The organism is Rhizorhabdus sp., assembly GCF_018006725.1.
Classification (GTDB): domain Bacteria; phylum Pseudomonadota; class Alphaproteobacteria; order Sphingomonadales; family Sphingomonadaceae; genus Rhizorhabdus.
In genome coordinates, this window is record NZ_JAGMXV010000015.1 from 14414 (window position 1) to 27062 (window position 12649).

Sequence of the window (12649 nt, forward strand, 5' to 3'; positions counted from 1 at the left end):
TCAATTGCCCTCGAACACGGGCTTCGACTTGGCGACGAAGGCGTTGTAGGCACGCTCGAAATCGCGCGTCTGCATGCAGATCGACTGCGCCTGCGCCTCGGCCTCGATCGCCACGTCGAGCGACATCGCCCACTCGATGTTGAGCTGATTCTTGGTGATGCCATGCGCGAAGGTCGGCCCCGAGGCGAGCATGGCGGCATAGGCCTGCGCCTCGTTCAGCACCTCCTCGGACGCGACGATGCGGTTGTAGAAGCCCCAGCGTTCGCCTTCCTCGGCGCCGAGCGACCGGCCCGAGAAGAGCAGGTCCGACGCGCGGCCCTGGCCGATGATCCGCGGCAGGATCGCACAGGCGCCCATATCGGCGCCGGCCAGGCCGACGCGGGTGAACAGGAAGGCGGTCTTGGTCGCCGGGGTCGCGAACCGGATGTCCGACGCCATCGCCATGATCGCGCCCGCGCCCGCGCAGATGCCGTCGATCGCCGCGATCACCGGCTGCGGACAGGCGCGCATCGCCTTGACCAGATCGCCGGTCATGCGGGTGAAGGCGAGAAGCTCGGGCATCTCCATCTTCGTCAGCGGGCCGATGATCTCGTGCACGTCGCCGCCCGAACAGAAATTGCCGCCGGCACCGGTGACGACCACGGCCTTGACCTCGGTCGCATAGACGAGGTCGCGGAAGAAATCGCGCAGCTCGGCATAGGATTCGAAGGTCAGCGGGTTCTTCCGCTCGGGTCGGTTCAGCGTGACCGTCGCGACCTTGCCGTCAAACGCATAGGCAAAGTGCTTCGGCGAATAATCTGCCGGGTTCAACATCCCATCCTCCTCACATGACTTCTCCGCCGGCGACGACGATCGCCTGGCCCGTGACGGAGCGGGCGAGATCGGACATCAGCCAGTGCACCGCGCCCGCCACCTCGTCGGGCTGGATCAGCCGGCCCTGGGGGTTGGTGCCGGTGAAGGTCGTCATCGCCTCGGCCTCGCTCCGCCCCGTCTTGGCGACGATCGTGGCGACGGCATCGCGAACGATGTCGGTGTCGGCATAGCCCGGGCAGATCGCGTTGACGGTGATCGCCGTCCCCGCCAGCTCGGTCGCCAGCGCGCGGGTCATCCCGAGCAACGCATGCTTGGTCGCGGTATAGGCGCTGACATAGGCATAGCCCTTGAGCGACGCCGTGCTGGCGATGTTGATGATCCGCCCCGCCGGCAGTTCGCGCATCGCCGGCAGCACCGCGCGGGTCGCGTTGACCGCCCCCATGACGTTGGTCCGCCACAGCGCTTCCCAGACGTCGTTGCCCGTCTTCAGGAAGGGCGCGGTCTTCACCGAACCGGCGCAGTTGACCAGCGTGTCGACCGAACCGCGCTCCTGGGTAGCGCGCGCAAAGGCCGCGTCCACAGCGGCAGCATCGCCCACGTCGCAGGCAATCGCCAGCAGGTCGGGATGCTCGGCGCGCACCGCTTCCAGCCGCTCGGCATTCCGGCCCATGATGGTGACGCGGTGGCCGGCGCGGGCGATGTCGAGCGCGATGGCCCGGCCGATCCCGCTGCCGCCGCCGGTCACCACGACATGGCGGAATGCGCTCACTTCAGCGGCACCATCTGCGCGGCGCGCTGCGCGTTGAGCTGGGCCTGGAAGAAGCCGCTCTTATACTGGTCGGGTACGGGCGCCTTCTTGTACTGCTGGCTCGCGGCGGCATGCAGCGTCCAGTTCGGGTCCATCTGATGCGGGCGCCCCATCGCGCACAGGTCGGCACGACCGGCGGCGATGATCGAGTTGACGTGGTCGACCTCATAGATGTTGCCGACCGCCATCGTGCTGACGTCGAGCTCGTTGCGGATCTGGTCGGAGAAGGGCGTCTGGAACATGCGGCCGTAGACCGGCTTCTCCTTCTTGCTGACCTGACCCGAGGACACGTCGACCAGATCGACGCCGGCTTCCTTGAAGGCCCGGCTGATCTCTACCGCCTCGTCCGGGGTGATGCCACCCTCGACCCAGTCATGCGCCGAGATACGCACCGACATCGGCTTGTCGGCCGGCCAGACGGCGCGCATCGCGTGGAAGATCTCCAGCGGGTAGCGCAGGCGGTTCTCCAGGCTGCCACCATATTCGTCGGTGCGCTTGTTCTGCGTCGGGCTGATGAAGCCGGACAGCAGATAGCCATGGGCGCAGTGCAGCTCGACCATGTCGAAACCGGCATCGAGCGCACGGCGGGTCGCGTTGACGAAATCGTCGCGGATCGCGTCCATGCCCTCGCGCGTCAGCGGGACGGGGACCTGATTGTCGGGACCGTAGGGGACGTCGGACGGCGCCACGACCTGCCAGTTGCCCTCTTCGAGCGGCTTGTCGATGCCCTGCCAGGCGAGGCGGGTAGAGCCCTTCGAACCGCTATGGCCGAGCTGGACGCAGATCTTGGCGCCCGGCACGCTGTGCACGAAGTCGGTCAGGCGCTTCCAGGCGGCGGTCTGCTCGTCGTTCCACAGGCCCGTGCAGCCCGGAGTGATGCGCGCCTCGGGCGAGATGCAGGTCATTTCGGTCAGGATCAGACCCGCGCCGCCCAGCGCACGCGCGCCATAGTGGACGAGGTGGAAGTCGTTGGGCACGCCGTCGGTCGCCGAATACATCGCCATGGGCGACATCACGATCCGGTTGCGCAGCTCCATGTCGCGCAGGCGGAAGGGCAGGAACATCGGCGGGACGGGCTCATTCACGACCTCGCCGAACGCCTTGGCGGCGAGCTCCCGCTCGAGCTGGGCGAGCCAGGCCGGATCGCGCAGGCGCAGATTCTCATGGCTCACCCGCTGGCTGCGGGTCAGCAGCGTGTAGGTGAACTGCATCGGATCCATCTTCAGATAGCGGTCGAGATGCTCGAACCATTCGGTCGAGTTGCGCGCCGCATTCTGGATCTTGAGCACCTCCAGGTGGCGCTCCTCGCGATATTCGTCGAGCGCTGCGACGACGCCTTCCTTGCTCTTGAAGTCGGGGCGGCTGACGACCTCGGCCAGCTTGATCGCGTCCTCGAGCGCAAGCTTGGTGCCTGAGCCGATCGAGAAATGCGCGGTGTGAGCGGCGTCGCCCAGCAGGATGATGTTCTTGTAGCTCCACTTGCCGCAGATCAAGCGCGGGAAGTTGATCCAGGCCGAGCCGCGAACATGGCTGGCATTGGTCATCAGCGCGTGCCCGCCGAGATGGTCGGCGAAGATTTTCTCGCAGAAGCGGCAGCTCTCTTCCTGCGTCATGCGGTCGAAGCCGACCTTCTCGTAGACCTCGGGCGTGGTCTCGACGATGAAGGTCGCCGTGTCCTTGTCGAACTGGTAGGCGTGGGCCCAAATCCAGCCATATTCGGTGTTCACGAAGATGAAGTTGAATGCGTCGAAGCGCTGGTGCGTCCCGAGCCAGACGAACTTATTGCGCTTGACGTCGATGTCGACGTCGAAATGCTCCTCATAGGCGCGGCGCAGCTTGCTGTTGACGCCATCGGACGCGATCACGAGGTCGTAGCTCGAGAGGAAATCCTCGTTCGGATCGATATCGACCTCGAACTCCAGCTTCACGCCGAGTTCGCGGGCGCGGTCCTGCAGGATGTTGAGCAGGCGCTTGCGGCCGATGCCGATGAAGCCGTGGCCGGTCGAGCTGTTCTTCACCTTCTTGTCGCCATCGACGACGTGCACGTCGATATCGTCCCAATGGGCGAGTTCGTCGATCATCGTCCTGGCGCTGATCGGGTCGTTGCCGTTCAGATGCTCCATCGTCTGGTCGGAGAAGACCACGCCCCAGCCGAAGGTGTCGCCGGGCCGGTTGCGCTCGAACACGGTGATGTCGTGCGAAGGATCGCGCAGCATCATCGAGATGGCGAAATAGAGACCGGCCGGGCCACCGCCCACGCATGCAATCTTCATCGGGGAGTCTCCGAAATCATTTTATGTCTAAAACATATCCGAGCCCGGAGATATTTCAAGCGTAAAGTAAATGATCTGGATCAACGCTCGTGCCAGCGAAGCGTCAGGACGTGAAACGTCCGTTCTCCTGTGCGAGCCGTTCGAGCAGGGGGCTGGTCTCCATTCCGTGCCGATGGAGCGACTCGACGATCGTCGCTGCCCCCACCTGATCGGCCCAGTGCATCGGCCCGCCACGGTAGCGCGGCCAGCCATAGCCGTGGATCCACACCACATCGATATCGGATGCGCGCTGCGCAATCCGCTCCTCGATGATCCGCGCGCCCTCGTTGACCATAACGTACAAGGTCCGCTCGCGGATCTCGTCGTCCGTGATCACGCGCCGTTCGGCGCCCGACGCTCTGGCGAACTCTTCGATGATCGCCAGCGCCTCGGGCGAGGGCGACCTGCGGCGGTCGGCGTCATAATCATAATAGCCCTTGCCCGCCTTCTGGCCGAAGCGGCCTGCGGCGCACAGCGCATCCTGCAGCGTCTCGATCCGTGTCGGATCGCGGTGCCAGCCAATATCCACTCCGGCGAGATCGGACATCTGGAACGGGCCCATCGGCATGCCGAAGCCGGTGTGGACGCGGTCGATCTGCTCGGGCGTCGCGCCCTCCATCAGCAGCGCGATGGCCTGCTTGCGCCGCTGCGCCAGCATCCGGTTGCCGATGAAGCCATAGCAATTGCCCGCGACGACGGCGGTCTTGCCGATCCTGCGACCGAGCTGCATCGCGGTCTTGAGCACCTCCGGTGCCGTCCGCGCGCCGCGCACGATCTCCAGCAGCTTCATGATGTTCGCGGGCGAGAAGAAATGCATGCCCAGGAAGCGCTCGGGATGCGACACCGAACCCGCTATCTCGTCGATGTCGAGATAGCTCGTGTTCGTCGCAAGGATAGCATCGGGCCGGACGACCTTGTCGAGCGCACCGAAAACGTCCTTCTTGACGCTCATCAGCTCGAACACCGCCTCGATCACCAGGTCGCAGCCGGCCAGTTCCTCATAGCGGAGCGATGGCGACAGCAACGCCTTCGCCCGCGCCGCAGCCTCCGCGCTCAGACGCCCCTTGGCGACCGAGCCGTCGAGCGTCTTGCCGATGCTGGCGACGCCACGATCGAGCGCCGTCGCGTCTAGTTCGAGCAGCGACACGCGCAGCCCCGCGAGCAGGAAGTTGATCGCGATGCCCGTGCCCATCGTGCCCGCGCCGATGATGCCGACATGCTCGACGGACCGCACAGCGACGTCGTCCCCGATACCGTCGATCCGGCTCGCCTGCCGCTCGGCGCCGAAGAGATAGCGCAGCGCGCGCGACTGCTCGCCCTTCTCAAGCGCAAGGAACAGCCGGCGTTCGAGCGCCTGACCATCCGACATCGACAGCGCAGTGGCACCGATAACCGCCTCGATCGCCGCGTCGGGTGCGGTCTGGCCGGCGATCTTGCGGCCGTTTTCGGCCTTGAAGCGTACGACGAGCGCTTCGTCGGCTGCAACCGAACGCTCTCCCGTCCGCGGCAAGGGGCGCGCGTCCACAACCTCCCGCGCAAAGGCGATCGCCGCCTCGCGCAGGTCGACATCCTCGACGATCCGGTCGATGAGCCCATGCTCGGCCGCCGCAGCCGTGCCCAGCTGCTCGCCCAGCACGATCATTCGCAGCGCCATGTCGAGACCGACCAGGCGCGGCAGCCGTTGCGTCCCGCCCGAGCCGGGGATCAGGCCCAGCTTGACCTCGGGCATGCCGAACTTCGCGCTGCTCACGGCCAGACGATAGTGGGCAGCCAGCGCCACTTCGAGGCCGCCGCCAAGCGCCGTGCCGTGGATCGCCGCGACGACCGGCTTGGGGCTGGCCTCGATCGCGTCGCACAGGGCGGGCAGGACCGGGTCGAGGCGGGGCTTGCCGAACTCGGCAATGTCGGCGCCTGCAAAGAAGGTCTTGCCGGCGCAGAGGATGACGACAGCCGACACGTCCGGGTCCGCCGCAGCGGCCGCGATCCCCTCAGCGAGACCAGCACGGACCGCGTGGCCGAGCGCATTGACCGGAGGATAATCGGCCGTGAGGACCAAGATCCCGTCGAGCTTTTCCTGCGTCACAACCATCGTCCCACCCTCCAAGGCGATTTTCCAGTGCATCGGTGCCATGCACTAGTGACAGATTATTTTAAGTCTATACTATTTCTGCAGCCCGCCCCAGCGCCGGGATGCGACGATGGGATCAGGCGGTGAGGAGGTAAGGCGTCATCGCCGCGCGCATGTCGTCGGGCCAGGGCACCGACTTGCGCGCCGACAAATCCATGCAGACCAGTACGCCATTGCCCAGGATGCGCTGCTGACCACCGGCCGACATCCGGAAATCATAAGCGCAACTCGATCCACCGATACGGCGCGGTTCGATGTCGATGTCGAGAATGTCGCCCAGCTCGCTCGGCGCCTGGAATTCGCATTGCAGGCTGACGGTCGGCACGCCGAGCTGGCGGCGGACGTGAAGCCCGTGAAAGTCATGCCCCATCGCGGCAAACCAGTCTTCGACCGCGCCGTTGAGAAACTCGAAATAGCGCGGGTAGAAGACGATCGCCGCCGCATCGATATGCGCGAAGCGGACCTGCGCGGTCGTACGGAAGCCCATCAGGAGCGCCCGATCGAGACTTTGAGGTCGGCGAGCAGGTCGTAGAGCTGCTGCTGCTTGTCGCGCGGAAAGTCCTTCATCGCATCGCGCACCCAGCCCTGATGATCGCGCGCCATGCGCTTGAACAGCGTCTTGCCTTCGGGGGTCAGGGTCACGATCGCCGAACGCCGGTCGTTGGGATCGACATTGGTCTCGACCAGCTTCTGAGCCTCCAGCTGGCGCACGATCGAGGTGACGTTGCCGTTGGAGACGAGCAGCGCCCGCGAAAGATCCCCCATCGTCTGCCCATCGGGATAGCGATCGAGCGACGCCATGACATCGAAGCGCGGCAGTGTCGTGTCGAACTGCTCGGCGAAGTTGCGCCGCAGCCGCTTCTCGATCCGCATGGCGCAGCTCAGCAGGCGCACCCAGACCCGCAGGTCCATCGGCGCCTCAAGAGAGCCGTCGTGCTTTTCCTCCATCCATCCCTCGCCACAGCGCATGCCCCCGCGATCGACGGGCAAGAGACCATCTGACGGGGGCAAGGGCTTGGTTCAATCTTAAAATAGTAGGCCCGCGCCTAATTTTCCTTTCGCGGTGCGCCGCACAATTTGCTTTAAGGCTAAACTAATAGCGGCGGTCGCCCTCCGTGGCGATCGCGTCGACAGCGGAGTGACGACCATGACCGAAACCTATATCTGCGACGCCCTGCGCACGCCCATCGGCCGCCATGGCGGCGCGCTGTCGATGGTGCGCACCGATGACCTCGCCGCGATACCGATCCGCGCACTGGTCGAGCGGAGCGGCATCGATCCGGCGGCGGTCGACGATGTCTTCCTCGGCTGTGCCAACCAGGCGGGCGAGGACAATCGCAATGTGGCGCGCATGGCGGGGCTCCTCGCCGGGCTGCCGGTCGGCGTCGGCGGGGTGACGCTGAACCGGCTCTGCGCCAGCGGTGCCGATGCGGTGGGCACGGCGGCGCGCGCGATCCGCTTGGGCGAGATCGACGTCGCGATCGCCGGCGGGGTCGAAAGCATGACGCGCGCGCCCTTCGTCCTCGCCAAGTCGGACAAACCGTTCGGGCGCGACGCGGAGATCGCCGACACGACGATCGGCTGGCGCTTCGTCAACCGCCGGATGCAGAGCCTGTACGGCACCGATTCGATGCCCGAGACCGCCGAGAATGTCGCCGACGCCCATGGCATCGAGCGCGCCGCTCAGGACGCCTACGCGCTCCGCAGCCAGCAGCGCGCCGCAGCCGCGCACGCCGCAGGCTTTTTCGCCGAGGAGATCGTGCCGGTGACGATCAAGGGCCGGAAGGGCGACATCACCGTCGACCGCGACGAACATCCGCGTGCCGATACAACGCTGGAAGCGCTTGGCGCGCTCAAGCCGATCGTGCGTCCCGGCGGTACCGTCACGGCCGGCAATGCCTCGGGCGTGAACGACGGCGCTGCCGCCCTGCTTCTGGCGAGCGAGACCGCCGCGAAACGTCATGGCCTCACGCCCCGCGCACGGGTGCTGGGCATGGCGACCGCCGGGGTCGAACCGCGCCTCATGGGCATCGGTCCCGTCCCGGCGACGCGCAAGCTGCTCGACCGGCTGGGGCTCTCCATCAGCGACTTCGATGTCATCGAACTCAACGAAGCCTTTGCCTCGCAGGTGCTGGCCTCGCTGGCCGATTTCGGCATTCCCGGCGATGCGGAGCATGTGAACCCGCATGGCGGCGGCATCGCGCTCGGCCATCCGCTCGGCATGACGGGCGCTCGTCTGGTTCAGACGGCGGTCCATGCACTGGAAACACGCGACGGTCGGCGGGCGCTGGTGACGATGTGCATCGGTGTCGGTCAGGGCCTCGCCCTCGCGGTCGAACGGGTCTGACAGCCGCTTATCGGCTAACCTCAGATTACTCCCCGTTCGCCAGACGATCGCGATTCTGCCGATAGGCGCCGGCCGCGCGCCGGATGTGGCTGGTCGCGATCGACCCGGCCCATTCGGCGTCGTGCGCCTCGAGCGCAGTGATCAGATCGAAATGGTCGCTTTGGCTGCGGGCCATGTCCAACGCCGAATAGCGTTCGGCCGTACGATGGATGACGATCTGGTTCACCACCAGCTGCATCAGCTGGTTAAGCCGCTCGGATTGAGCCGCCCGCATAAGCACCCGGTGGAAGCGCCGGTTCCCCTCGACGAAGTCGGATACGCTGGCATCGGGCCGCAGCGTTATGGCGCGCTCGATGAAGGCGTAATGGCTTTTGAGTTCTTCGATCTGTTCGGCCGTGATGAAGCGCGCGGCGCGTTGCGCGCAATGGCTTTCCAGATAGGCACGCAGCGTGAACAGCTCTTCATAGTCCTCGTCGGACCAGACCGGCACGAACACACGATTGGTATCCGAGCGTTGCAGCAGCATTTCGGCGACCAGCTGCGCGATCGCTTCCCGCACCGGCGTTCGCGACATCCCGCAATAGTGCGCAAATTCGTCCTCGGGCACGAACTGGCCGGCGGGAAAATGGCCTTGCAGGATCGCGCCGCGGATCAGTCGATAGGCCTGTTCGGATGATTTCGACATCTGTCCCCGCGGCAAATTGTATACTAATCGAGACAGGGCCCTTACCAAGGCGCTTCCACGCTTGCCACCCGTTCCAGCCTAGAGAAACTGATCTCCGCCATTGGGGCTGATGCACTGTCCCTGGAAATGGTCACCGTCGCTTGAAGCCAGAAAGACATAGGCTGGTGCGATATCCTCCACCGTGGCGATCCGGCCCGTCGGAATGGCGGCGCGCACGGCCTCCAGCACCGAAGGCGGCACCGCCTCGAGGATCGGCGTCCGCGTCGCGCCGGGCGCCACGCAGTTCACCCGCACCCCGCGTTCGCCGATCTCCAGCGCGAGCGACCGGGTGAAGGACAGGATGCCCCCTTTGGCGGCCGTATAGGCCGACAGACCCGGTGCGCCCTTATAGGCGAGTTGCGATGCGGTGTTGATGACCCGCCCGCTGTTGCGCGCATACATGCCGGGCAGGACGGCCCTGGTGACGAGGAAGGTCCCGCGCAGGTGGATGCCGATCACGCGGTCCCATGTCTCGACCGACAGACTTTCGACCGGATCGGCATGGCCGATGCCGGCATTGTTCACGAGGATGTCGATCTTGCCGGCAAAGGCTTCGGCCTGCTCGACCAGCGCAGCAACGGCATCGGCGTCGCTGACGTCGGCTCGCAGGGCGATCGCCTTGGCGCCGAGTTCCGACGCGCGCTGCGCGACTGCCTCGGCCCGCTCACGTTCGCGTTCGTCGGGATAGTTGACGATCAGGTGGGAAGCGCCTTCGCGGGCGAAGGCCAGGATGACCGCCTCGCCGATACCGGAACTGCTGCCGGTCACGAGTGCGCTCTTGTCCTGCAATCTCATGCCGTCGCCTCCTGAAAGATGTGGCCGGGGCAAGCCCGGCCACCCTTGTCGCGTCAGAAGTTGAAGCCGGCTTCGACGCCGATCGTGCGCAGCTGGCCCGGAGTCGAGAAGGAGCCGCCGAACTCGGGAGCCGGGATGACTTCTTCGAGATAGCGCTTCTTGAACACATTGTTCACGAAGGCGGTCAGACGCCAGTTCTGCGACTTCACACCCGCACGCAGGTTGAGGATGCCATAGGCATCGCGCTGCGACTTCGAATAATCGCCCGTGCCGAGGCCCGGGAAGAACACGTCGAAGATCGTCCGGCGCTTCTGGTTCTGCACAACGTGGAACCAGGTCGGGCCGGTCAGGCGGTAATCGGCCTTGAAGGTCAGGTCGAGCGTATCCGAAACGGGCTGTTCGAGCTGCAGACCGGCGTTAAGGGTGTAGTCGGCCGTGTAGGGCGACTTGTTGCCGACCGTGTCCGGACGGACCGAGTTGCGCAGAATCTTGCTGTCGAGGACGTTGCCGCCCACCGTCAGCGTCACACCGCGAACCGGACGATAGAGGACGCCGAGTTCAGCGCCCTGCAGGCGGACCTTGTCGATGTTCGACACGACGCGCAGCAGGCCGAAAGTGCCCGTGTAGAACTCGAAGAACTGCATGTCGCGAACGATGTTGCGATAGACCGCGCCATCGATCTGCAGCTTGCCATCCGCGAGGCGGAGCTTGAAGCCGGCCTCGATCGCGTTCGACTTTTCCTTCTTGTAGTCGTCGGCCACGCCGAGATTCGATCCGAGCAGCTGGTTGAAGAACTGGTCGATGATCGCGCCAGAGCCCTGGCTGTTGAAGCCGCCGGCCTTGAAGCCCACGCCATAGTCGACATAGAGATTGACGTCCGGCGTGACCTCATAGCGCGCGGTGAACTTGGGCTGCGCCAGCTGGTAGGTCTTCTTCTTCGGCACCAGCGATCCGACCGAAAAGCCCGGGTTGATCGGGCCGCCGGTGACCGGGTCGAGCACGTTCGGGACCAGCGGCTCGACCTTGCGCTCTTCCCGGTCATAGCGCAGCGCGCCCGACACGGTGAGCTTGTCGGTCGGCTTGTACTGCAGCGAGCCGAAGGCCGCATAAGCGTCGGTAAGCAGCTTGTCGTCGAACAGCTGCGAGGTCGGATTGATCGAGCCCGGCGGGTTGTACAGCGTGTCGAGAGAACCCTGGCCGGTATCCTCGTTCACCGCCACGCCATAATGGCGGTTGATGTGCAGATAATAAGCGCCGACCGACCAGGACAGCGGACCGTCGGTGGTCGAGACGAGCCGGACTTCGGCGCTGATGTCCTTCTGGTCGCGGACGGTGACCTGAATGCCGTCGCAGGTCGTCGGACCAAATGGGCCGAACAGCGAGGCGGCGGGCGTCGGCCCGAGGGCGAGCGGCGCCGGCAGCGTCACGCCGGCGGCGAACAGCGCGGCCGTGCTGGCGATACAGGAAGGCTGGTTGTTGAAGCGCCCGAGCGAGGCAGCCGACGCGTCACCGACGAGCGTCTCGTCGATGTCCGAATAGGACACCCAGCCGGTCAGCTTCGCCGTATCGAACTCGTAATCGGCCTTGATCGAGGCTTCGACCGTCCGCTGATTGTCGCGGTTCTTGATGTTCCGCTGATAGTTGAAGCGGGTGTGATCGTTGACGTCCTCGAAGAATTTCGGGCTGTTCAGGCCGGTCGCGAAATCGGGCAGAGCGAAAATAGCCTCGAAGTTCAGCGCAGCAGCCTTCACCTCGCCATAGCGTGCCTTCATGTCGATCGACAGGCGGTCGGTCGGGTCATAGACGAGCCGCCCGCCGAGGCTCCAGCCCCGGTAGTTGTCGACGATCTTGCCCTGAACGTCCCTGGTCGGGCCGTTGTTGCGGTAGAAGCCGTCGGTGTGGCGATACTGGCCGAACAGGACGAAGCCGAGCGTGTCGCTGAGCGGACCGGAGACCGAGCCTTCGGCGAGTTGCCCATTCTGCGTCGCAAGATAGCCACGACCGCTTGCTTCGAGCGTCTTGCCGGGCTTCTTGGTGGTGAGCACGAAAGCACCCGCGGTCGCGCCTCGACCATAATAGGCGCCCTGCGGTCCCTTCAGCACTTCGAACTGCTGCAGGTCGCCCTGATACTGGTTGATGGCGGCCGTGTTGGTCTTGAGAATGCCGTCGACGACCAGCGCGACGTTGCTCTCCGCGTCGCGGGCGCCGTTGACGCCGCGAATGTTGATCTGCGCGTCGCCGACCTGCGCGGCGTTCGACACGATCGTCACGCCGGGCGTGAAGGCGATCGCCTGTTCCGTCGTGACGATACCGGAGGAGCGGAGATTTTCGGCAGTGAGCACCGAAACCGAGGCCGGAACGTCGACAAGGCGTTCGCTCTGACGACGAGCGGTAACGGTGATTTCCTGCTGTCCGTCGACCGCCCCGGACGGGGTTTCCTGCGCTTGAACACCCTGACCCCCGAAGGCCAGCATCGCGACACTACCGAGCAAAACCGAGCGAATCTTCAGCATAAACGGCTCCCCTTTTGAGCTTCCCCCTGCGCGGCATCTCTTTTCGTTACGCAGATAGTGCCGCGAATCGGGATGTTCGTACACAAAAAAGTTGTGACTGTATAAAATCTCTTTGCAAGCCCTTTGTTTTGCGCCTCGTTTTTCCGCCTGAAGCGGTGTTTTTGCGCCACAGGCAGAAAATTAGTGCACAACGCTGAATTTTTGGTACA

10 protein-coding genes are annotated in these 12649 nt (G+C 65.0%); 1 reads left to right on the forward strand and 9 read right to left on the reverse strand.

All coding sequences use genetic code 11. The features are described from left to right. From KAY22_RS04155 to KAY22_RS04180, 6 genes are all read right to left on the reverse strand, one after another. On the reverse strand, nt 1–813 hold the full coding sequence (locus KAY22_RS04155; protein ID WP_296620352.1) for an enoyl-CoA hydratase family protein: 813 nt from the start codon (nt 811–813) through the stop codon (nt 1–3). 10 nt (nt 814–823) lie between these two features. Beyond that, nucleotides 824–1582, reverse strand: coding sequence for an SDR family oxidoreductase (locus tag KAY22_RS04160; protein ID WP_296620354.1), 759 nt, complete (start codon nt 1580–1582; stop codon nt 824–826). Beyond that, nucleotides 1579–3894 carry a bifunctional salicylyl-CoA 5-hydroxylase/oxidoreductase gene (locus KAY22_RS04165; protein ID WP_296620356.1) on the reverse strand — a complete coding sequence of 772 codons (2316 nt, stop codon included), beginning with the start codon at nt 3892–3894 and terminating at the stop codon, nt 1579–1581. Before KAY22_RS04165 ends, KAY22_RS04160 begins: the two co-directional genes overlap by 4 nt. Nucleotides 3895–3997: 103 nt before the next feature. After that, nucleotides 3998–6055 carry a 3-hydroxyacyl-CoA dehydrogenase NAD-binding domain-containing protein gene (locus tag KAY22_RS04170; protein WP_296620358.1) on the reverse strand — a complete coding sequence of 686 codons (2058 nt, stop codon included), beginning with the start codon at nt 6053–6055 and terminating at the stop codon, nt 3998–4000. A gap of 82 nt (nt 6056–6137) precedes the next feature. Continuing rightward, the gene (locus KAY22_RS04175; protein WP_296620360.1) at nt 6138–6548 is read right to left on the reverse strand and encodes a thioesterase family protein; all 411 of its coding nucleotides are present in this window, start codon (nt 6546–6548) and stop codon (nt 6138–6140) included. After that, the gene (locus tag KAY22_RS04180; RefSeq protein WP_296620362.1) at nt 6548–7009 is read right to left on the reverse strand and encodes a MarR family winged helix-turn-helix transcriptional regulator; all 462 of its coding nucleotides are present in this window, start codon (nt 7007–7009) and stop codon (nt 6548–6550) included. Before KAY22_RS04180 ends, KAY22_RS04175 begins: the two co-directional genes overlap by 1 nt. 199 nt (nt 7010–7208) lie before the next feature. Here KAY22_RS04180 and pcaF point away from each other — a divergent pair, with 199 nt between their 5' ends. Next, nucleotides 7209–8408, forward strand: a complete 1200-nt coding sequence (gene pcaF / locus KAY22_RS04185) for a 3-oxoadipyl-CoA thiolase (RefSeq protein ID WP_296620364.1) — start codon at nt 7209–7211, stop codon at nt 8406–8408. A 25-nt stretch (nt 8409–8433) separates the two neighbouring features. Here the strand turns inward: pcaF and KAY22_RS04190 are convergent, their stop codons facing one another. The 3 genes from KAY22_RS04190 to KAY22_RS04200 form a co-directional block, all read right to left on the reverse strand. Beyond that, complete coding sequence (locus tag KAY22_RS04190; protein ID WP_296620367.1) at nt 8434–9093, reverse strand: GntR family transcriptional regulator; 660 nt, start codon at nt 9091–9093, stop codon at nt 8434–8436. Nucleotides 9094–9171: 78 nt separating this feature from the next. Next, the gene (locus KAY22_RS04195; protein ID WP_296620369.1) at nt 9172–9927 is read right to left on the reverse strand and encodes a 3-oxoacyl-ACP reductase family protein; all 756 of its coding nucleotides are present in this window, start codon (nt 9925–9927) and stop codon (nt 9172–9174) included. Between the two features lie 53 nt (nt 9928–9980). Further along, the gene (locus tag KAY22_RS04200; protein WP_296620371.1) at nt 9981–12440 is read right to left on the reverse strand and encodes a TonB-dependent receptor; all 2460 of its coding nucleotides are present in this window, start codon (nt 12438–12440) and stop codon (nt 9981–9983) included. Nucleotides 12441–12649: the final 209 nt, after the last annotated feature.

Coding starts and splice junctions, on each gene's coding strand:
- KAY22_RS04180 (WP_296620362.1), bottom strand. CDS start 7,009: ATGGAGGAAAAGCACGACGGCTCTCTTGAGGCGCCGATGGACCTGCGG.
- KAY22_RS04190 (WP_296620367.1), bottom strand. CDS start 9,093: ATGTCGAAATCATCCGAACAGGCCTATCGACTGATCCGCGGCGCGATC.
- KAY22_RS04155 (WP_296620352.1), bottom strand. CDS start 813: ATGTTGAACCCGGCAGATTATTCGCCGAAGCACTTTGCCTATGCGTTT.
- KAY22_RS04165 (WP_296620356.1), bottom strand. CDS start 3,894: ATGAAGATTGCATGCGTGGGCGGTGGCCCGGCCGGTCTCTATTTCGCC.
- KAY22_RS04170 (WP_296620358.1), bottom strand. CDS start 6,055: ATGCACTGGAAAATCGCCTTGGAGGGTGGGACGATGGTTGTGACGCAG.
- KAY22_RS04200 (WP_296620371.1), bottom strand. CDS start 12,440: ATGCTGAAGATTCGCTCGGTTTTGCTCGGTAGTGTCGCGATGCTGGCC.
- KAY22_RS04175 (WP_296620360.1), bottom strand. CDS start 6,548: ATGGGCTTCCGTACGACCGCGCAGGTCCGCTTCGCGCATATCGATGCG.
- pcaF (WP_296620364.1), top strand. CDS start 7,209: ATGACCGAAACCTATATCTGCGACGCCCTGCGCACGCCCATCGGCCGC.
- KAY22_RS04195 (WP_296620369.1), bottom strand. CDS start 9,927: ATGAGATTGCAGGACAAGAGCGCACTCGTGACCGGCAGCAGTTCCGGT.